The sequence below is a fragment of the Frankia sp. AiPs1 genome, from assembly GCF_023716945.1.
Lineage (GTDB): Bacteria > Actinomycetota > Actinomycetes > Frankiales > Frankiaceae > Frankia.
In genome coordinates, this window is sequence record NZ_JAMQQF010000058.1 from 1 (window position 1) to 20,616 (window position 20,616).

The window sequence follows — 20,616 nt, forward strand, 5'->3', positions numbered from 1 at the left end:
CGCCGGGACCGCGCGGCGGCCGCCTGTCGAGCCTTGGCCAGCCGCTCCAGCTCGGCGAAGCGCGACTCCAGCCGCTGCAACAGCCCGTGCTGCTCGTCGGCCGCAGCCTCGATGGTCCGCTTGCGCTCGGCGAGATCCGTGGTGATCTTCTTCTTGTCCGCGAGGGCCGCGTCGGCGCTTTGCCGGGCCTCGGTGAGATCCCGCCGCGCCAGCCGCAGGCCGGTGTCCGCGACCTGCTGCCGGCGAGCCAGGGCATCGACGGCGCCCACCCGGTCCAGGGCACGGCGGGGATCGCCGGTCAGCAGCAGGGACAGCTGGGCGAAGCCCCCCGCCCGGTCCGCCGACACGGCGAGGCCCCGGTGCTGATCCGCGGCCTCGCGCACCGCCCGGTCGACCCGGTCGACCCGGTCGGCGGCGTCCTTGGCGGCCCGATCCGCCGCGGCGAGCCGGATCCGTCCGGCGTTGAAGGCCTCGGCGGCACTCGCAGCCAATTGCACCGATTTATTGAGCTTTGATGATGTACGTCCGATTTCAGCTTCCAGGTCGGCGAGGCTCGGCGACTTCGACGCAGCAGCCGACGACGCGGGCACCGCCCAGGCAGAGCCCGCCGGGGCGCCGATCGTCGCCGGACCGGCGAACAGAATGCCGGCCAGGCCAAGTACAAAGAGGCCTACGACTTTCGGGCCAGCGACGTTGTCGCGGGCTTCTTTGCCCGCTGCGACTTTCGGGCCGCCGCGGCGCGTGCTCGGCAGACTCGGTCGTTGTCTGGGGATGGGCAGGACCGGCTCGGCGCATCCGCCGAGATCAGTGACGCCATTCGGGTCGATGGGGACGCGCCGACCGGCGGCGTTGCCGTGGCGGGTCTCGGGGTTCGGTTCGCCGACGCTATGCCAGCCCTCCGTAGGGACACTGCTCACACCGCCGGACGGTAACTGTACGCAGTTATACAGTCACGGAAGCACGCCGATCCGGTCGGAGAGTCTCCGCGCGCCCACCGCTAGGCGACCGAAACGGGCCACAGCCCGCCCAATTTAGCGATTTCACACGCCAGAAACAGCTAAGACACAGGTCGGGAACAGATCTTATCGACTCTTCGGGACCGAGGATCCGGGACAAGCGCAGCGTGGCCGGGGACCGGGTGAGCGCAGTCCGCGCACCGCGCGGGGGGATGACAGGAGAGACATGGTCAAAATGGATACGGGCGATACCGCATGGATGCTCATCAGTTCCGCGATCGTGCTGTTTATGACGCCCGGACTGGCGTTCTTCTACGGCGGCATGGTCCGGGCGAAGAACGTCCTCGGCATGATCATGCAGAACTTCTTCTGCATCGGCATCGTCACACTCGTGTGGTCGGTCGTGGGCTTCAGCGTCGCCTTTGGGGCGGGCAACGGCTTCTGGGGCGGATTCCACTTCTTCGCACTGCAGCACCTGTCCGAGGGCGACAGTAATATCCCCTATGTCGTGTTCGTGGCCTTCCAGCTCATGTTCGCGATCATCACTCCCGCGCTCATCACCGGCTCCATCGCCGACCGGATGAAATTCAGCGCCTTCGCGGTCTTCGTGCCGCTGTGGTCGGTGCTGGTCTACTCGCCGATCGCCCACTGGGTGTGGTCGGCCAACGGCTGGCTGTTCAAGCGCGGCGCGATGGACTTCGCGGGTGGCACGGTCGTTCACGCCAACGCCGGTATCGCCGCGATCGTGCTGGCCCTGGTGCTGGGCAAGCGGGCCGGCTGGCCAAGCGGGGACTTCCGCCCGCACAACGTGCCCTTCGTCCTGCTCGGCACCGGCATCCTGTGGGTCGGCTGGTTCGGGTTCAACGCCGGTTCGGCGCTGGGCTCGAACAAGCTCGCCGGGTTCGCCCTGCTCAACACCCAGATCGCGACCGGCGTGGCGATCCTCGGCTGGCTCGCGATCGAGAAGATCCGGGACGGTAAGGCCACCACGCTGGGTGCCGCGTCCGGTGCGGTCGCCGGCCTGGTCGCCATCACCCCGGCCTGTGGTTTCGTCTCCCCGATGGGTTCCATCGCGGTCGGCGGCATCGCCGGCGTCGTCTGCGCGCTGGCCACCTCGATCAAGGGCAAGGTCGGCATCGACGACTCGCTCGACGTCGGCGCGGTCCACCTCGTCGGCGGTGTGCTCGGCGCTCTGCTCACCGGTTTCTTCGCCACCGTGGACACCAACTCGGCCGGCCACGACGGCGTCTTCTACGGCGGTCCGTGGAGCGTCCTCGGCGAGCAGGCCCTGGCCGTCGGCGCGACGCTGGGCTACTCGGCCGTCGTGACGGCGATCATCGCGCTCGCGATCAAGTACACGATCGGGCTGCGGATCAGCGACGAGGACCAGTTCACCGGCATGGACGAGGCGCTGCACGGGGAGACGGCGTACCGGTTCACCTCCATTGGTGGCAGTGGTTCGCTCTCCACCAGCGTCACCCCCGTCAAGGTGCCTGAGGAGGCCCAGGCATGACCAAGCTCGTCACCGCCGTCATCAAGCCCTTCAAAGTCGACGACGTGAAGGCGGCGCTGGAGAACCTGGGTGTGCACGGCCTGACGATCTCCGAGGTCCAGGGCTACGGCCGGCAGAAGGGCCACACGGAGGTCTACCGCGGCGCGGAGTACAAGATTGACTTCGTTCCGAAAATCAAGATTGAAGTCGTCGTGACCGACGAGGCTGCCGACGACCTGGTCGCGGCGATCACGACGGCCGCGCAGACCGGCAAGATCGGCGACGGCAAGGTCTGGGTCGTCCCGGTCGATTCCGTGGTCCGGGTGCGCACCGGCGAGCGGGGCACCGACGCGCTGTAGCACCGACGCGCTGTAGCACCGCGTAGCGGCTCCAGGGCGCCATGCAATGCTGCCCACGCACCACCCGGACACCGCACCACCCCCGGCAGCCGCACCACCCGCAGGATCCCCGGTAACCGCACCACCCGCACCACCCGGTAACCGCACCACCAGGTAACCGCACCACCAGGTAGCACCAGAGGTCGTGGACGCTCCGGGCCCCAGCCCGGGCGTTCCCTCCTCGCCCGACCACATGAGGCGGCACCGCGCGATCATCGACGCGGTGCCGCGCCATGTGTCGGCCCGGCCCGCGCGGGCCGGGTCCGTTGGAGCGGCCGGCGCCGGAGGAGGCAAGAGCCATGAAGGACCGCCTGGAGATCCTCAGGGGACGCTCCGACCGGCTGCCCACGGCGACCGGGCCGACGCTGCGTCGCATTCTCACCGACCTCGCCGACGCGGCCCTGACCGAACTGCTGGGCGATCCCGGCCCCGGGGTCGCGCTCGTCGCCGTCGGCGGCTACGGCCGGGCGGAGCCGGCCTTCGGCAGCGACCTCGACCTGGTCCTCCTCCACGACGACGCCCACCGGGACATCGCCGCTCTCGCCGACACCGTCTGGTATCCGCTGTGGGACGCGGGCGTCGACCTCGACCACAGCGTGCGCACCGTCGACGAAGCGATCGCGGTGGCGGACGATGATCTGAAGGCCGCGTTGGGCCTGCTCGACGCCCGTCATGTCGCGGGCGACGCGGCGCTGACCGCCGATCTCGCCCGCCACGCCCGCACCCGCTGGCGCACCCGCGCCCCCAAGCGGCTACCCGACCTCGCCGCCGCCGTGGCCGAGCGCGCCGCCCGCCTCGGCGAGGTGGCCTTCCTGCTCGAGCCGGACCTCAAGGAGTCCCGCGGCGGCCTGCGCGACGTGCACGCCCTGCACGCCCTCGCCGCGGCCTGGGTCGCGGAGGTCCCCTCCGACCGGGTACTCGCCGCCGCCGGGGTGCTGCTCGACGCCCGCGGCGAGATCCGCCGCCTGGCCGCCGGCCGTTCCCAGGACCGGCTGCTGCTCCAGGACGGCACAGCCGTGGCCACCGCGCTCGGCTACCCCGACTCGATGGCGCTGGCCCACGCCGTCGCCGACGCCGGCCGGACGATCTCCTGGGCCTGGGACGCGACCTGGTACCGCACCGCCGCCGGGCTGCGCAACACCTCCCGCTGGCGCGGCCGGCGCCCCGTGCGCCGCCCCCTGGACGAGGGGGTGATCGATCAGGGCGGCGAGATCCAGCTCGCCCTCGACGTCGAACCGGCGAAGGATCCGGTCCTCGTCCTGCGCGTCGCCGCGGCCGCCGCCCGCACCGGCCTGCCGCTGGGCCGCTACGCCGTCGACCGACTCGCCCTCGAGGCGCCGGCGATGCCGCAGCCGTGGCCGCCCGCCGCCCGCGACGCACTCGTCGCCCTGCTCGCCACCGGCGACGCCGCCGTCGGCGTGCTCGAATCCCTCGACCAGGTGGGTCTGCTGGTTCGGCTGCTGCCCGAGTGGGCCGCCGTGCGCAGCCGCCCGCAGCGCAACCCCTACCACCGCTACACCGTCGACCGGCACCTCATGGAGACCGCCGCCCGCGCCGCCGCGTTCACCCGCGACGTGGACCGCCCCGACCTGCTGCTGCTCGGCGCGCTGCTGCACGACATCGGCAAGGGCTTCCCCGGCGACCACACCGACACCGGCATCGAGCAGATCCGGCTGATCGGCCCCCGCCTCGGCCTGCCCGCCGAGGACGTCGACGTGCTCGTCGCGATGATCCGCCACCATCTGCTGCTCGGCGAGACGGCCACCCGACGCGACATCGACGACCTCGCGACCATCCAGGCCGTCGCCACCGCCGCCGGCAGCGACCGGATCCTCACCCTGCTGCACCGCCTGACCGAAGCCGACTCCCGGGCCACCGGACCGACCGCGTGGAACGCCTGGAAGGCACGCCTGATCAACGACCTGGTGGAACGGTCCCGGGCCCTGCTCGGCGGCGAACGGGTGCCCTGCCCGCCGCGGCTGGACGATCGCCAGCGCGGCCTGCTCGCCCTGCCGGCGGAGCACGCCGTCCAGGTCAACCAGCTGCCCGACGAGGGGATGTTCGAGATCGTCGTGGTCAGCGCCGACCAGGTCGGGCTGCTGGCCGTCACCGCCGGTGTCCTCGCGCTCAACCGGCTCGACATCCGCCGGGCGTCCGCCCGCAGCGCCGACGGCCGCGCGCTGTTGCAGGCCGCGGTCGCCGCCCCGCACGGCCGGGTGCCGGAGGAGGCGAAGCTGCTTGCGGACCTGCGAGCCGCCCTCGCCGGCACCCTCGACATCGCCGAGCGGCTCGCGGCCCGGGAACGCGACTACTCCGGCGCGAGGCAGTGGACCACCCCCGGCCCGCCGCAGGTCCTCTTCGACGACGACCTGGGCTCGACCACCGTCCTCGAGGTGCGCGCCCCCGACCGGGCCGGCGTGCTGTTCCGGATCGTGCGCGCGCTGTCCGGGCTGCGCCTCGACGTGGCCACCGCCATCGTCGCCACCCTCGGGCTCGACGTGGTCGACGCCTTCTACATTCAGGAGGCCGACGGCCGGCCGGTGGCGGACGACGCCCGCCGCCGCGAGATCGCGCGCGCGGTGCTCGCCGCGCTGGGGGCCGAGGCTCCTACCAACCAGCCGACGCCGGCCGCGCGCACCGGCTCCGTCGACTCCGTCGACTCCGTCGACTCCGTCGACTCCGTCGACTCTGTCGGCCAGCGGCTGTGATCCATCCCGCCCGCCCCGTCCGGTACCCGGGCCGTTGGCACCCTCAGGGGAGACGCTATGATGAGCGAGCACGTTGGGAGGCTTCGCCTAGTCCGGTCTATGGCGCCGCACTGCTAATGCGGTTGGGGGCTTCAACCCCCTCCCGGGTTCAAATCCCGGAGCCTCCGCCCTTCGTCCGCGCGGCCAGCCCCTCAGGCTGGCCCGCCGACCAGCAGGAACACCAGTCCTCCTGATTGTCCTCGCCCCCTCGCCGGGTCTGGTTCCCAGCCGGTCCCCGGAACGGGCCGCACGCGGGATCGCTGCGGAAACCGTTTCCGCCACCTTCTGCCCCGAAGAACACAACAGATGCGCGCGCGGTCGGCTGATCGTGAGGGTCAAGGTGACCGAGGAGATACTCACCGTCCCCAGCGAAGAAGCGTGCTCGTGGCCTTCTACGCAGGACTGAGCCGCAGGGTCGTGATCGCGGCGGCGGCCGTGACCATGGATTCGGCGCCCGCGTCGCCGTACTTGGTGCGATAGGCGGCGTCGATGTCCGCGCGCAGCTGGGCGGGGCCTTCGCCAAGGTCCTCGACGGTGACGTCGGCTTCGAGGCCGGGGACGCGGATGCGGGCCCGGTGGGAGGCGAGGGCGTGGCCGAACCAGCCGGTGTCGCGTCGGTACCAGGTCCGCACGTACACCTGGTCACCAACGCGGACGACCCAGATCGGCAGCGGGCGTCGCAGGGTCCCGTCGGCGCGCCTGACCGCGATCTCCAGTTCGCGGGCCGAGTCGACCCGCTCCAGGGCATCCGCGGTCCAGATCAGTTCGCTCATGCCTCGATCGTGCCCTCGCCCCGGCCGCGGACCAACACTCTCCGGGCACCCCGGCGATACCTCTCGAGTATCAATCGGGTGCTGCCCTGGTCGGCTGGACCCGCGGGAGCTGCGGTGCTTCGTGAGGATCGCCGAGGAGCTGCATGCCACGGTGGTCTCGACTACGGCGGCGGCATCGCAGCCGATTTCCCGGTCGGGATGAGCAACGTTGACGCCCTATCTCTATATATGTAATTTAAGTGCATGGCAGGTTTGTCCCGTGTGACGCCAGCGACGCTCGACGTCCTCGAGGTGCTCCTCGACGGCGACGTCGAACCGTACGGCCTGGCCATCGCCAAGAAGGCCGGGCTGGCGACCGGCAGCGTGTTCCCGATCCTGGCCCGGCTGGAGCGCATCGCATGGGCGAGCTCCTACTGGGAGGAGTCCGACCGTCCCGGCCCCCGCCGCCGGCTCTACCGGTTCACCCCCGAGGGAATGGCCGGCGCCCGCGCGCTGCTCGCCGAGCGCAGGCCACGTCGCGGACACGGGCGAGGTCGCGGCACATTCATCGCGCCCGAGGGAGCGTGGTGAACGCCCCGACAACAGGCGCGGCAAACGCCCCGACGACAGACGCGGCAGTCACCGGCCGTGCCCGCGCCACCGGGGCGCCGCGACGGGTCGCTGCCCGCGTGGGTCTCGGCGTCGTCATCGGCACGTATCTCGGCGACGCCCTGTCCGCGTTCTTCCCCGGCAGCCCTGCCTACCCGGTGGTCGCTGCCGGCTCGCTGCTCGGGCTGCTCCTCAGCCTGCTGACGGTCGGCCGCCGCGGGCTCGCGCCGGCGTCGCTGGGCCTGGCGGCGGGCGCGGTCACAAGCCTGGTCGCCAATCCCGTCGTCCCCATCGCGGTCGCCCGGACCTACTACAACGCAGAAACCGTCGACGTCGGCTACCAGCCGGTCGTGACCCTGGTGTTCCTCGCGGTGCTCGGGTCGGCCCTCGGTCAACTCGTCGACCGCCGTCCCCAGTGCACGAAACCCGTGTCGGGTCTGGCCCTGGGCGCGCTGGGCGGGCATCTCGCCAGTCTTGCCGCGATCAGCGGTACCGGTCGCTTCGTCGCCAACAGCTCCGGGCCGAGTTTCGACCTCCTCGACGGTGCCGATCACGCCGACATCCTCGTCTCCCGGTATGGGTTTGCCCACGGTTCAGCCTCAGCCGTGTTCGTGACGGGTGGCGCGGTGCTGGGGTTGCTCCTCGGTCTGGCGGCCGGGCGTCGCCGTGGGCTCACGCGCCCAGCGGTGGGGCTGGCACTCGGCGCCATCCTCGGCGGTCTCGGCGTCGCCGCGGCCCGGAGCCTTTACGCCGCGTTTCCCGGCCCGATCATCTTCGACGGCGCGGGGTCCCCGCACTCCGCCGAGAGGTTCGCCGGCGTGGGCTATCTCGGCGACCTCCACCACGGACTGGCCGTCGTGGTGGGTGGTGCGGCGCTTGGCCTGTTTCTCGGCCTGTTCGCCGAGCGCTGGCACCGGCTTGCGACACCCCTGCTCGGCATTGCGGTCGGTGGTGCGGTCGGTCATGTCACCGGTGCCGGGTTGCGGCTCACGTACAACACCTCCTTCGACTGGCCCGACTCGCTGACCTGGTCGGGGGAGAGCAAGCCCGTCGGCACGGTCACGTCGCTCGTGTTCGGCTACGGCGACGGCCAGGTCGTCGCCATGCTGGTGGGCTCCGTGCTGGGCGGCGTCGCCGCCGGGCTCGCTGGCCTGCTCGCCGGCTGTCGCCTTCGGCTCCTGCGGCCCATGGCGGGTCCGGCACTGAGCTTCTTGATCCTTTCCGCGGTCAGCGCCAGCTACCGCGCCTTCGTCGTGCTTGGCAACGCACCCTCGTCTCCAAGCGACGACGTTCCTGCCACCAGGAGCGCGATCCTCACGCTGATCTGTCTGGTCGTCGGGCTGGGCGCCCCCATGTTCACTGGTCGGTATCCCCGATTCGTCAGACCGGCGCTGGGCCTGGTGTTCGGCGCCATCGTCGGCCAGGCGGCGGCCGGCGTGGCGGCGGACACGTACCTGTTCGCCGTCGACTACACGTACAACCACCCGTCTGGCAGCCGCTGGGCGGGGATCGTGGGTCTGCTGGCCGGTGCCGCGGCTGGGCTGGTGCTCGGCACGCTCGCCAACCGTTCCACTCGGCTCGCGAGCCCTTTGCTGGGGCTGGCTCTCGGCACCCTCGCGGGCTCCGCCGTCGGTTCTGCCTACGCCAGCGGCTTCCTTGAGAGGAATGGGCACGCGCCGGACGACGGGGCCCTCTACGCCTGCACCGCCACGGCCAGCGGTGCCTTGCTCGGCCTGCTGGCGGGTCTTCTCGCCGCGCGCTGGCCGCGTCAGGCGCGGCGCGTGCTGGGTGCGCTCGCGGGGATCTTCGCGGGGGCGTCTGCCGCGCCCCTGTTGCTCGGTGTCTCACCGGCTGTCCTGCTCGTCCTCGGCGGAGCAGCCGGAGCGGTCGTAGCCGCCGGCGGACGAGGACCCTCCTACGTCCCCTCGGCCGGGAGCGCCGCGCTGCATTCGTCGTTGCCGGCGAGCCAGGTGGTTCGTCTGCTGCGGCTGCTGCGGCCGGGTACGTTCGCGCACGGCCTGGTCGGGCTGGCGGCCGCGATCGCGGCCTCCAACGGGCAGCAGGAGCGATACGCGGAGGAGTTCGAGGCGACGCTCGTGGAGGTCCATGGTCGACTGCGTCGTGCCAGGAGGTTGTGGTGCGCGCTGACGATCCTGGCGGGTGCTGCGCTGCTGCGCGCCGAGCTCGCCAGGGCGAAGCCTCGACGCCGATCCTGAGCGCACGGGCGACGCGGCCCAGCGAAGGACTGCGAGGACGGTCGACCTGATCACGAGGGCGGTCGTCCTCGGCGTCGCCCGGTTTCCGCGGCGAACCGCAAGGAAACGCTCGCCCCAGCGGGCACCATCGTCCCACCGAACGAAGAGTGAGCGCCACAGGACACAACAGGCGACCTCCTACATCAATAAACACCAGAAATTTTCCCTCGCGAGGGAATCCGGTGCTTCTTTTCTCCGGCTCACCCCAAAGAAGGGCGTATCGTCACACCCCGGTTTGACTGGGAGCCACATTCGGGGGGAACGGTGGTCTTTCTTCGGCGCGCCTGGCTTTGGTGCCGGCGCCATCCCAAGACCAGCGGGGCGGTCACCGCCCTGCTCGCCTTGTTCATCATCATCGGTGCGACCTCGGATCCACCCAAGAAGGACACCGCGTCGATTCGGCCGGTGTCGCTGACGATCGCCACACCGACACCGACACCGACACCGACGTCATCGGCGGCACCGACTCCATCAGGGACACCAACGCCATCCGGGACACCGACGCCAGCAGCAGTCTCGATGTCGTCGACACCGACGTCATCGGCGGCACCGGTGCAGGCGATGCCTCCCTCGCCGGCGGCTCCGGCACCTCGGGCGACAGCGGCTTCGGTGGTGCAGGCCGCACCCAGCACCCGTAGGGTCGCCGCCCAGGGCCCCACCCATCTCCCGGCACCGCCGCCCGCAACTCACGCGGCGGCGCCACCGGCTGCACAGCCACCGGTCGCACAGGCACCGGCCGACCATCAACCGGCCGCGGCGCCACCGGCGGCCGCAGCCCCACCGGCCGCGGCAGCCCCACCGGCCGCGGCAGCCCCCGCCTGTCATCCACTGGCCGCCAGTGGAAACTGCTACAAGCCTGGCCAGATCTGCCGCAATGCCGACCATGGCGTGCAGGGGGTCGCGGGTGACGGCAGGGCGATCGTCTGCGCGGACAACAACGGCTGGCGCTGGGTGGCGGCCTGATGGTGATGGTGGGGCCCGCGGACATGACGTCCTCGGGTCCCACCGCCCCGCTGCGCCGGCAGGTGGTGGCTGATCTCGTGACGCAGCCCACCTGATCGATCATCATGACCGGCCGGCACGATCAGTGCCAACGACCAGGCCAGACCCTCGGACCATCCACGGGGGCGCGGATCGGAGGTGGCGTCGGATCCCGTCGCCGCGCGCCCCCTCAGGCATCATGGCGCGGTGAGTGTCGGGGCCCGCGGACAGATCTCCGCTCGGGGACCGTATCTGGTGCTCCTCGTGCCCGTGCTCCTCGGCATTCTGCTCATGCACGGCGGCCTGTCCGTGCATGCCGACCACCACGACCGCCACGATCACCCGGGTGCCTTCTGCGGCTCTGACGGGCCGCTGGATGCGGCGGGAAGCCGGCCGAGCGCACCGCACAGCGGGGCATCGCACCAGCGGTCCATCCCCGGCCACCCGGCCAGCTTCGAGGGTGCGTCCGCGACCCTGGCGGCGGCCCCGCTCGCGGACCATCACGGCGGGCACGTCGGCGAGCTGTGCCTGGCGTTCCTTCGCGTGACGGGCATCCTGCTCGCCGCCCTGTTGCTCGCCCGCGCCGTCCGGAAAGCCGTCAGCGCACGAGTTCGCTCGCGCCTGGCGCACGGCCGCCCCGAGCGGCCATTACTCGGGGGACTACCTCGCCTCCGCGCGCCCTCACTCGCCCGCCTCTGCGTGCTGCGCGTGTAGACCGGCCGCTCCGTCGGCGTGGGTCCAGGACGACTCCCGCCCGGCGGACCGGTATTCGGCTGTGCACGCATCCGGAGTCCGCACGCAACTGGAGGACGAGGAACTTCAGCATGAGACGACTCATCCTGCTCATCCCGGCGCTTCTCGCCACGGTCACCGTCGGCGCCTGCGGCAGCGGGGGCAGCACCGACGCGCCCACCACCACGACCACGACCACGGCCACAAGCGCGACCGGCGGCCACAACGCGGCCGACATCACCTTCGCCCAGAGGATGATCCCCCATCACCGGCAGGCCGTCGAGATGGCCGAGCTGGCCCCGTCCCACACGCGGAACCCGCAGGTCAGATCCCTCGCGCAGCAGATCCGGGCCGCCCAGGCACCGGAGATCGCGACCATGGTGGGTTGGCTGACCGGCTGGGGGCAGCCCACCGCTCCCCCGGCCACCACGGGTGATTCCGGCCGCAGCATGGGTGACCACGGCATGGCGGGCAGCGGCATGGCCGACGACGGCATGACCGATCACGGAATCGAGACCGACGCACCGGAGGCTGCCATGGACGGAATGATGTCCAGCGCGGACATGACTGCCCTGAGGAACGCGACCGGCCCGGCCTTCGACGAGATGTTTCTCGCCATGATGATCGAACATCACCAGGGCGCCGTCGCCATGGCGAAGGCCGAGATCCGTGACGGCCTCCACGCGCCAGCGAAACAGCTCGCCGTGAACATTCAACGTACTCAGGCGACCGAGATCATCAGCATGCAGGACCTGCTCACCAGGATCTGACCGGCTCGGGTCAGGACGGGATGGTGGCTGCGACGCCGGCCACCATCCCGCCAGGAATTCACTACTCCCGCGCATCTGCCGCTCTCGCCACCACCTTGCAATACACACCGTTCGACAAAGATGAATCCACCCGTCGGTAGCCGCCCGAGGATCAGAAAGGCACCGCCGCGGCAGCCCTGCTCGGCGCGGGAGGCACCCGCCCGGGGCGGTCCCACGGCACATCACCTGCACCGTGCGGTCCGAGGACGCGCCCCGCGCGCCCAACCGACGCCACGGTGCGGCAGCCGGAAGGATCTCAACTCCGTGCCCACCGATGACGTCGCTGCGGCCGTGTTCGACTCCCTCCCTTCTCCTGTTGCGGTACTCGGGCCGGACGGCATGGTGGCCCGCCTGAACGAGGCGTGGCGCCGCAGCGCCGCGACTGGGGTAGCCCTGCTCCCGGTGCGGCCCGGCATGAGCTGGCTGGCAGCCTGCGACCACGCGGCCGAGGCCGCGGCCGCGGCGTGGGCGACCGGCACCCAGGTGGAGCAGGCCCGCTCGTCGCCCACCGGCCCGGTCGACCTCACGACGTTCGATCCGGTCACGCCGGTCCGCACCCTGGCGTCCCTCTCGCGGCAGGTGATCGACCGGCGGCGAACCCGGGCCCGCATCGAGCTGCCGCAGCCAGCGCCACCCGGTCACCGCTGGCTCGACGTCCGCCTGAGCACCCTCATCCGCGGCGACGGGCTGATCGTCGTCGTTGAGGATGTGACCGAACGGCGACATCGCGAAGAGGACCTCCGCCGTCAGGCCACGACGGATCCGATTACGGGCATGGCGAACCGGACTGCGCTGCGAGCCCTGCTCGCGGCCAGGCTCACCACCGGCGGCTCCGGCGCGTCGGACGCCACCGGAGCACGGGCCGTGAGCGCGGCCTCATCCGCACGAACGCCTCCTTCCCCGGAACGGGCCGGGGCCGCCGTTCTCTTCCTGGACCTGGACGCTTTTCGTCGAATCAACTACTCCTTCGGATATTCGACCGGTGATGCCGCCCTGCATGCCGTCGCCCGCCGCTTTTCGAGCGTACTCGGCCCCACCGACATTCTCGGCCGATGGGACGGCGACGAGTTCGTCGTGCTGGTCGGCTCCGGAGATGCGCCGGATGTCGCCCATCTCGCCGAGCGGCTGGCGGCGACCCTCGACGAACCGCTCGACGTACACGGCCACCACATCCGGCTGACGGTGAGCGTGGGGATCGCCCTCGCGGGTACGACTGCGCCCCGCGCCAGCGACAACCATCCTGAGCAGCGCGAACAGGGTCGCCAGCGGGGAACTCGAAAGGCCGCCGGCGCCCCGGCCGAGGACGCGGACGCTCTGGTCGCACGAGCTGGCGCGGAAGTGACCCGCGCCCGGTCCAGGGGACGGGCCGGCCACGACCGCCGCTCCCGCTCCGGTCAGTAATTCGGCTCTCCGGTCGTCGACCCTAAAAGATTGACGACCACTCGACCACATTCGTATACGCAGCGTCGTCCGACGTAGCCGGGTGGCGTTTCGGGTCGTATCTTCGGCCCATGCAGCTCGCATTCACCGTTCGCGATTTCCGCACCGGAACAAACGTCGACGTGCTTCTGCGTGCCGGTGTCAACACTCCGCTCGGCGTCGTGGCCGACGCACTGGCGACCGTCGTCCGGCCGCCTCGCCCGGGCCGTGCCTCGGCGAGGGCCAGTCCCTCGCTGACCCTCGCCGGCCGCGGCCGCCCGCTCAGCCCGAGCCTGCCGCTCGCCCGCTCGCCGTTGACCGAGGGAGCTGTCGTGATCCTCGACGCGCCGCCGGTCCGGCGGGCCTCAGGCGCCGGCCTGGTCCACTTGATGATCACTGCGGGCCCCGGCGCCGGCGTCATCCATCCGCTGTCGGTCGGCGAGCACACCGTCGGTTCGGCTCCCGGCAGCGCCATCTTGCTTGCCGGTCCCACCACCACCGATGCACCCGTGTTGACGGTACGAGTCGCCGCCGACGGAAGCTGTTCGGTCGCCTCCGGCCCCGGGGCGAGGATCATCGGGTGGGACCAGGCGACGGACGACGGCTCGATCCTCGCCTCCGTGCGCACTCCCGACACGGCGTTGCGGCTCCTGCGTCCCGCCGCGATCGCCCCCCTGGCCCTTCCCTCCACCGGCGTCGCCGGAAGGCTCGATGTCAACCGACCGCCGCGGCTGCGCCCACCGCAGCGGGCGGCCGCCTTCGCTCTGCCTGCGGCGCCCGAGGAGCCCCGCCGAACGCCCGTGCCCGTTCTGGCCACGCTCCTCCCCCTGCTCGCGGCCCTGGGCATGGCCGCGGTGCTGCGGACGGTCTACGTCCTGCTGTTCGCCGTCCTCGGGCCGCTGAACCTGGCCCTGTCCATGGTGAGCGGGCGCCGGCGGGACCGCCGGGAGTTCCGTGAGGCCACCGCGCGCCATCGACGGCTGCGTGACGGGGTGGAACTCGCGGCGCAGGCGGCACTCGAGACGGAGTGCGCCGAGCGCCACGCTGAGCAGCCCGATCCGGCAAGCCTGTTCGCCACGGCCTGGCAGCGGGACTCCGCACTCTGGCAGCGTCGTCGGGGCGACGCCGACTACCTGCGGCTGCGCGTCGGGACCGCGAACCAGCCAAGCGCGGTGACAATCACCGGCGCCGGCAACTCGGCCGAACCGATGCACGCGGATCTACCCGCCGCGGTCGCTCTGAGCGAGGACGGCGTCGTCGGGATCGCGGGCGACCGGGCCCCGGAACTCGGCTGTTGGCTCCTCGCCCAGGCCGCCGTTCTGCACAGCCCCGAGGAGTTGGCGATCTGCGTGTTGGCGGCCGACGCCGGCCGCGCAGCCAGGTGGCGCTGGATTCGCTGGTTGCCGCACTGCCGCCCCGCCGCCGAAGACCCGGCGGCGTGGTTCGCGGCAGACGCGGCGGGCCAGGTCGCGCGCGTCGCCGAACTCCAGTCCCTGCTGCAACGCCGCCAGCGTCGGCCACCCGAGCGCCGCCCGGCCGGCCCCGACATCCTGCTCGTACTGGACGGTGCACGATCGCTGCGATCCGTCACCGGCCTGATCCCGGTGCTACGCGCCGGCCCGGCCGTGGGCATCCACGCGATCTGCCTGGAATCCGACGCCCAGGATCTTCCGGCCGAATGCCGGGCGGTCGTCGCGCCCGATGGCGGCTGTCTCACGGTGCGCCGGGATCAGGCCGGGGTGATCAGACACGTCCGCCCCGACCTCGTCGGTCCGGCCGAGGACGGTGACGACGCGCCGTCCGGGGCGGCCCGTTGGTACGAGTCGGTGGCGCGAGCACTCGCGCCGCTTCGCCTGGCGGCCGATGACGACTCTGCTCTCCCGATGGCCGTGCGACTGTCGGACATCACCGCTGGGGGCCGGCAGAGCGCACCGGCGATTCGGCGGGCATGGTCGCTCACCCCGGGCTCGGGGACCCCGCCGAAGAGCCGTGCCGTCCCGGTGGGAGTCGCCCGCGGCGGGACGTTCTCTGTCGATCTTGCCCGGGACGGCCCACATGGGCTGATCGCGGGCACGACCGGATCGGGCAAGTCGGAGCTGCTGCAAACGATCATCGCGGCCCATGCCGTGGCCTACCGGCCGGACGAGCTGGTGTTCGTGCTCGTCGACTACAAGGGGGGCAGCGCGTTCGCCGAATGCGCCGCCCTGCCACACACCGTTGGTCTAGTCACAGATCTTGACCCGCACCTTGTGCGGCGGGCCCTGATCTCGCTGTCCGCCGAGCTGCACCGCCGAGAGGTGCTCCTCGCCCGGTTCGGCGCCAGGGATCTCGATGCCCTGCGTCGTGCGGCGCCGGGTAGAGGTCCGGGCGAGCTGACGGTCCCGCCCCGGCTGGTACTCGTCGTCGATGAGTTCGCCACCCTCGCCCGGGAGCTACCCGACTTCGTGACCGGCCTCGTCAGCCTCGCCCAGCGCGGGCGCTCCCTCGGGATCCACCTACTCCTGGCCACCCAGCGCCCGAGCGGCGTCGTCTCTCCCGAGATCCGGGCAAACACGAACCTGCGCATCGCGCTGCGAGTGACCGATGTGGCCGAAAGCGAGGACGTCGTCGGGTGTCCGGACGCATCCGCGATCGATGCCGCCACCCCCGGCCGGGCAGTGGTGCGTACCGGGCCCGAGCAGGTCACGACCGTGCAGACTGCCTGGGTGGGTGGCCCGGCCCACGCGGGTGACGACTCCGACGAGGCCGCGCCACACGTGAGCCTGCTGGCATGGCCCGGACCCGACGCACCGGCGCCGGGACCGGGCTGGCCACCTGCCGGCGCCGCGTCGCGGGACACCGCACCCGACTCCACCGAGCTCACTGGTCTGGTGCGGGCCGTCCGCGAGGCCGCCGCGGCCATGGGGATCCCCGCCCAGCCGAGTCCCTGGCTTCCACCGCTGCCAGAGCGCATCGGCCTTTCCGCACTGCCGGCCGTCGCCGGATCGGAGGCGTTGTACCCGCTCCCTGCGGGTCCCCCGGGGCGACGCCGCTTCGGGCCCCGCCTTCCCGGCCCGGTGCTCGCCCCGGTCGCCATCGGTCTGTCCGACCGATGTGACCGCCAGTTGCAGCAGCCCTTCACGTTGGACCTGGAGGACGGCGGCCATCTGATGGTCGTCGGCGCGCCGCGCTCCGGACGTTCCACAGTCCTGCGGACCACCGCGGGCGCGATCGCCGGCGCGGTGTCCCCGAGCGACGTGCACTTCTACGGGCTGGACTATGGCGGCGGCGCACTGGCCGCCCTGACCAGCCTGCCGCACACGGGCGCGCTCGTCCGGCGGGATGATCCCGACCGGGTCGGACGGATGCTCGCCCGACTGACCGTCGCCGTCGAGCAGCGCCGCCGGCGACTCGCCGCGGACGGGATGGCGGATCTGCGGGAGGCGCGGCGCACCGTCGCCCCAGCCGAGGGCAGCGTCCCCACGGGCAGCGGCAGTGTCGCCCGCCTGCCCTACCTCGTGCTCCTCGTCGACGGCTTCGAGGCTCTGCTCGCCGCATCCGAGGACGCCGACGGTGGGGACCTCGTCGAGTGTCTCCTCCGACTGCTGCGGGAAGGCCCGGCGGCCGGGCTGCGGGTGATCCTTTCCACGGATCGGCGCGGGCTGACCGGTCGGCTGGCCTCCCTCATCGACGAGCGGCTGATCCTGCGGATGGCCGATCCCGGCGACTACGCGCTGGCCGGCATCGGCGCCGCGGACACTCCCGAGCGGCTGTCTCCCGGGCGGGGTGTCGCAGTCGGAGGCCGATTCCCGACTCCCGTCGAAATCCAGGTCGCCGTGCTCGACGCGGAAGCAACCGGCCAGGCGCAGGTAGCAGCGTTACGGGCTGTGGGTGCGCGCGTGCGGGCCGATGCCGACGCGATCGGACCGGATCGGGACGGCGAGCGCCCCTTCCGCGTCGAAGTGCTCCCGGAGTGCGTCACCAGCGCTCGGATGGCGACCGCTCTGGCTCGCCGGCCCGCCGCCGACCCCCGCCGCTCACCCGAGCCCCGGCTGCGGGCCGCCCTCGGGCTCGGCGGGGACGAACTGGACGTCATCGACCTCGACCTCGACGAGGAGCCCGGCTTCGTCGTGGGCGGGCCGCCGCGCTCGGGACGCAGCTCGGCGCTGCTCACCATCGCCCTGTCACTGCTGGCCGGTGGTGCCGACATCGTCGCGGTGACACCACGCCCCTGCGCGCTTCGCGCGCTTGCCGGCCACCCGGGTGTGCTGGCCGTGGTGGATTCCGTTTTGGGCAGGCTTGGCGGAGCTGGCGGCCCGGGCCGGCTGGTTCCGCCTTCTGCGACTGCCCACCTCGGCGCCGGTGTGACCGCGCCCTGGGCGCTCGCGCCGGGGAGGCGACCGCCGGTCGTTCTCGTCGACGATGCCGAGCTGATCGGCGAGCAGGTGGCCGTCGAGTTGGCGAGCTTCTGGCAGCAGGCGCGCGACGCCGGGGGCGCTCTCGTCATCGCCGGCTCGACGGAGGAGCTGGTGCTGCAGTACCGCGGCTTCGTCGTCGACGTCCGCCGTGAGGGACACGGGCTGCTCCTCGCCCCGAGACGGCCGGTCGACGGGGACCTCTTCGGCATCCGGCTCCCCCGGACGAGTCCCGACCCCGTGCCGGCGGGTCGGGGGGTGCTCATCCGGCGTGGAGTCCTGCTCCCCGTCCAGGTCGCCTGCCCACCAGCCACCGTTCCCGTTCCGCTCCAACCCCGACACCAGCGTCAGCCGCGGCACAGTGCGAAGGGAAACACATGAGGACTGTCACGACGCCAGCGGCCCTTCAGGCCGCCGCACGGATCAGTCAGATACTGCCCGGCCTGCAGACGACGGCGGTGAACCTCATCGACCACGGCAACACCCTCGCGGACCCGCGCAACTGGGAGGGGCCAAAGGCCCAGGTGTTCCGCGCGCAGATCTGGCCTGAAGTACAGCACGCACTCACGGATCTGCACGCCAACCTCACCGAACTGGCCCGCGGCATCACCGAGATCAACAGGCGGACCGCCGCGGCGGGAAGCTGATCACCGTCCCCCTACCCGTGCCACCCCCGGCCGCCGTTCACCTGTCGACCGAAACCCATGGAGGACACCGTGACCCCGTCGTTCGACATCACCGTTCGCAGCACCCCGCAGGCCGAAGGCGCGATCTCGGACCTCGCCTCGATCGTGAACGGACCGCTGCTCACCCACTTCGACGAACTGCGGGCCACCGCGAGAACCCTCACCGACCCGGAGAGCTGGGACGGGCGGGGCGCGACCGAGTTCCGGACGACCATCTGGCCCGGCTACGAGCGCACGCTCACCGAACTGCACGCCCGACTCGACCAGCTACGCACCCGGCTTGCCGAGATCCAGAACGAGATCCAGAGCGCCGGGTGACCGATGCCAGGCCCACCGATTCAACGACCTCACAGGGCTCAGGTACTCCGCCGGCTCAGGGACACGACCCGGACGCACTGGCCAGCAGACCGACCGCCGCCGCCGTGCCGAGCAGGAGGCAGGCGTGGGCGGACCGCACCACGGCCTCGGCAATCTCCATCTGCAGCAGCGACCAGGCGGCGCCGAGATCGAGCAGATCGGCAGTCGGATGGCGCACGGAGAAGCCGACGGCGGCGGCCGGCCAGGCGTCCGCCGGCAGCGGGCAGACCCATCCCCCGAACGCGACCGAGACCCAGCATCCGCAGCCAGGCGCCGACCCGCACAGGTTCAACCGGGCCGCGAGGTCGCCGCCACGGAGGCCGCTGGCAAACGACGTCGGGGCGAGCAGCAGCACTCGGGGAACTGCCGGGCCGCTCGCCGTCGCCTCGGCGGACGACTCCTCCGCGGGTGACACCCGCCCACTGACCGGGTGCGCGGGGGAGACACGGGACTGCGGCCGGGGCACCGCGACCGGCCCGGTCGGCGCGTCCAACGGCACGTCCACGTCCACAGCCGCGGTCGCGGTCGCGGTCGCGGTCGTGAAGCGCAGGCCATGTGCGACCAGGCCACCCCACAACGCGAGGCTCCCGTACGGGGCGGCCCGGATCAGGGACCGGGCCGCCGTGATCGGTGCGCTGTCGGCACGTCGCCGCTGGTCCGTCATCCACTGCCTCCAGATCGAACGCGAGCTCCACTTAGGTTCACTTAACTTAACGGAGGAGGCGATGGTGCGCCAGAAGCTGACGGTCACGCTTTGTATCCTTCCGCAGCGTTACCTCCCGGACCGGCGGCCCCGCGCCACGGACTGCCCCCGGAGGCACCGGAATCTGGCCACACCCCGACCGATCTGTGCCGTCGACGGCCAGTCAGACGGGTGCGCGGAAGTCGGGGCCGTCGGGAACGAAGTGGAACGTCGCGGTCACGGCGTCGAACAGGCAGTGCAGCGCGTTGGTCACCGCGACGTTCGGGCTCCGGCATTCGACCAGGGCCACGCGCGGCGCACCTGGCACGGGGATCAACGTGCGCATGCTCGCAACCAGGCTCGGCTTGATGTCCAATCGACCGCCGGAGGCCAACACGCCGAGCATCCGCGCGGCCAGGCCGACGGCAGGAAGATCCACGATCTGCCCCTTGCGCCAGGTGCCCGACAAGGACGGCAGGGGCTCCTCCTGCAGCCGCAACACGAGCTCACCCACCGTGGGGACCGGCTCCCGCGGCCCCGGGTGTCGATCGCCCGCATTCCCATGCCGGACCTCGGATCCAACGCGAACCAGCTTTCCGGCACCGTGATGGCGAATCGATCCGGGGCTCGCCGGCACGCCGCCACGTATCCGCCGACGTCACATCCCTGTACTCGACACGCGCCGATCAATACCGCACTTTCAGGATGTGGAGATTACTCAGCGCAAGACTCAATCCGGACATTTGGCGTTGGATCGGGTACCGAATGCTCATCGTGCGTGAGAGATTCCGGATCTGTCATCCCCACGTTCCCGCTGCGCGATCGCACTGGTACGGTTACTCCGGGTTCGTCCCGCTGTCGCCGTCTCGGCGCAGCAGCGTGAGGAGGCCGGATGCCCACTGCGCGCCGCCCGCGTGGGGAGCCCCGGACGCCGGCTGGTAGTCGGTCCGGCCGCGCCGCGTGGCCCATCCGCCGCTCCGGAGGGCCCGCGTATCCATCGATCCGGGCACCCAGGATCGTGATTTGGTCAATCGTCACAAGAAGGCCAGAGAACTCTCACTTCACCCCGGATCGCTGCGGCAGTCGACCTAGCATGAGCGCCACGCGACGTGCCCTGCGGACCGACGCCGTCCCTCGCTCGGCACGCACGTGCGCCCGACCCTGCGCCTGATCGGGGACGAACCATGTCGACCACACCGTTGCCCTCGGCACCGTCACCCTCGCATCCGCCTGACCCCACGGGGACCCCGCCGGCCGCGTCGGAACTCGCACCGCGGCCAGGCACATCACGGCCGGCCAGGAAGCGGTGGCGCGGCCCGGCAGCCAGTGCCGCGGGCGGCGGGGCCG

At 71.7% G+C, this 20,616-nt stretch carries 15 protein-coding genes, 1 tRNA gene and 1 pseudogene; 12 read left to right on the forward strand and 5 right to left on the reverse strand.

Annotation, left to right across the window (positions count from 1 at the left end; genetic code table 11):
• A pseudogene (locus ND748_RS08845) lies at positions 1-491 on the reverse strand (NlpC/P60 family protein); the annotation flags it as partial.
• 691 nt (positions 492-1,182) lie between these two features.
• Between ND748_RS08845 and ND748_RS08850 the strand changes: the two are divergent.
• From ND748_RS08850 to ND748_RS08865, 4 genes are all read left to right on the forward strand, one after another.
• Positions 1,183-2,469 carry an ammonium transporter gene (locus tag ND748_RS08850; RefSeq protein WP_251745183.1) on the forward strand — a complete coding sequence of 429 codons (1,287 nt, stop codon included), beginning with the start codon at positions 1,183-1,185 and terminating at the stop codon, positions 2,467-2,469.
• Complete coding sequence (locus ND748_RS08855; protein WP_251745184.1) at positions 2,466-2,807, forward strand: P-II family nitrogen regulator; 342 nt, start codon at positions 2,466-2,468, stop codon at positions 2,805-2,807. The genes ND748_RS08850 and ND748_RS08855 overlap by 4 nt, the downstream gene beginning before the upstream one ends.
• Before the next feature lie 338 nt (positions 2,808-3,145).
• Complete coding sequence (locus ND748_RS08860) at positions 3,146-5,554, forward strand: [protein-PII] uridylyltransferase (protein WP_251745185.1); 2,409 nt, start codon at positions 3,146-3,148, stop codon at positions 5,552-5,554.
• A gap of 76 nt (positions 5,555-5,630) precedes the next feature.
• A tRNA-Ser gene (locus ND748_RS08865) sits at positions 5,631-5,721 on the forward strand.
• 264 nt (positions 5,722-5,985) lie between these two features.
• On the opposite strand, the gene ND748_RS08870 is transcribed toward ND748_RS08865, so the two are convergent.
• Positions 5,986-6,366 carry a DUF2255 family protein gene (locus tag ND748_RS08870; RefSeq protein WP_251745186.1) on the reverse strand — a complete coding sequence of 127 codons (381 nt, stop codon included), beginning with the start codon at positions 6,364-6,366 and terminating at the stop codon, positions 5,986-5,988.
• Positions 6,367-6,627: 261 nt separating this feature from the next.
• Between ND748_RS08870 and ND748_RS08875 the strand changes: the two genes are divergently transcribed.
• A complete protein-coding gene (locus tag ND748_RS08875) occupies positions 6,628-6,936 on the forward strand; it encodes a helix-turn-helix transcriptional regulator (protein WP_251745187.1) in 309 nt (102 codons plus the stop codon).
• 98 nt (positions 6,937-7,034) lie between these two features.
• Positions 7,035-9,170: a hypothetical protein gene (locus ND748_RS08880; RefSeq protein WP_251745188.1), complete on the forward strand. Its 2,136-nt coding sequence runs from the start codon at positions 7,035-7,037 to the stop codon at positions 9,168-9,170.
• A 239-nt stretch (positions 9,171-9,409) separates the two neighbouring features.
• Here the strand turns inward: ND748_RS08880 and ND748_RS08885 are convergent, their stop codons facing one another.
• A complete protein-coding gene (locus ND748_RS08885) occupies positions 9,410-9,841 on the reverse strand; it encodes a hypothetical protein (protein ID WP_251745189.1) in 432 nt (143 codons plus the stop codon).
• 604 nt (positions 9,842-10,445) lie between these two features.
• On the opposite strand from ND748_RS08885, the gene ND748_RS08890 reads away from it, so the two are divergent.
• The 6 genes from ND748_RS08890 to ND748_RS08915 all read left to right on the forward strand — a co-directional run bounded on the left by ND748_RS08890 (position 10,446) and on the right by ND748_RS08915 (position 18,548).
• Positions 10,446-10,904 carry a hypothetical protein gene (locus tag ND748_RS08890; RefSeq protein ID WP_251745190.1) on the forward strand — a complete coding sequence of 153 codons (459 nt, stop codon included), beginning with the start codon at positions 10,446-10,448 and terminating at the stop codon, positions 10,902-10,904.
• 110 nt (positions 10,905-11,014) lie between these two features.
• The gene (locus tag ND748_RS08895) at positions 11,015-11,692 is read left to right on the forward strand and encodes a DUF305 domain-containing protein (RefSeq protein ID WP_251745191.1); all 678 of its coding nucleotides are present in this window, start codon (positions 11,015-11,017) and stop codon (positions 11,690-11,692) included.
• Between the two features lie 303 nt (positions 11,693-11,995).
• Positions 11,996-13,132, forward strand: coding sequence for a GGDEF domain-containing protein (locus ND748_RS08900; RefSeq protein WP_251745192.1), 1,137 nt, complete (start codon positions 11,996-11,998; stop codon positions 13,130-13,132).
• 161 nt (positions 13,133-13,293) lie between these two features.
• Positions 13,294-17,925, forward strand: a complete 4,632-nt coding sequence (locus ND748_RS08905) for an FtsK/SpoIIIE domain-containing protein (protein ID WP_251745193.1) — start codon at positions 13,294-13,296, stop codon at positions 17,923-17,925.
• On the forward strand, positions 17,922-18,191 hold the full coding sequence (locus ND748_RS08910; RefSeq protein WP_251745194.1) for a pyrophosphorylase: 270 nt from the start codon (positions 17,922-17,924) through the stop codon (positions 18,189-18,191). Before ND748_RS08905 ends, ND748_RS08910 begins: the two co-directional genes overlap by 4 nt.
• A 57-nt stretch (positions 18,192-18,248) precedes the next feature.
• On the forward strand, positions 18,249-18,548 hold the full coding sequence (locus ND748_RS08915) for a hypothetical protein (protein WP_251745195.1): 300 nt from the start codon (positions 18,249-18,251) through the stop codon (positions 18,546-18,548).
• Positions 18,549-18,603: 55 nt separating this feature from the next.
• Here ND748_RS08915 and ND748_RS08920 read toward each other — a convergent pair whose 3' ends face one another.
• Both ND748_RS08920 and ND748_RS08925 read right to left on the reverse strand, forming a co-directional pair.
• Positions 18,604-19,251 (reverse strand): hypothetical protein, encoded by a 648-nt coding sequence (locus tag ND748_RS08920; RefSeq protein WP_251745196.1) that lies wholly within the window; start codon positions 19,249-19,251, stop codon positions 18,604-18,606.
• 202 nt (positions 19,252-19,453) lie between these two features.
• Positions 19,454-19,783, reverse strand: coding sequence for a hypothetical protein (locus ND748_RS08925; RefSeq protein WP_251745197.1), 330 nt, complete (start codon positions 19,781-19,783; stop codon positions 19,454-19,456).
• Positions 19,784-20,616: the final 833 nt, after the last annotated feature.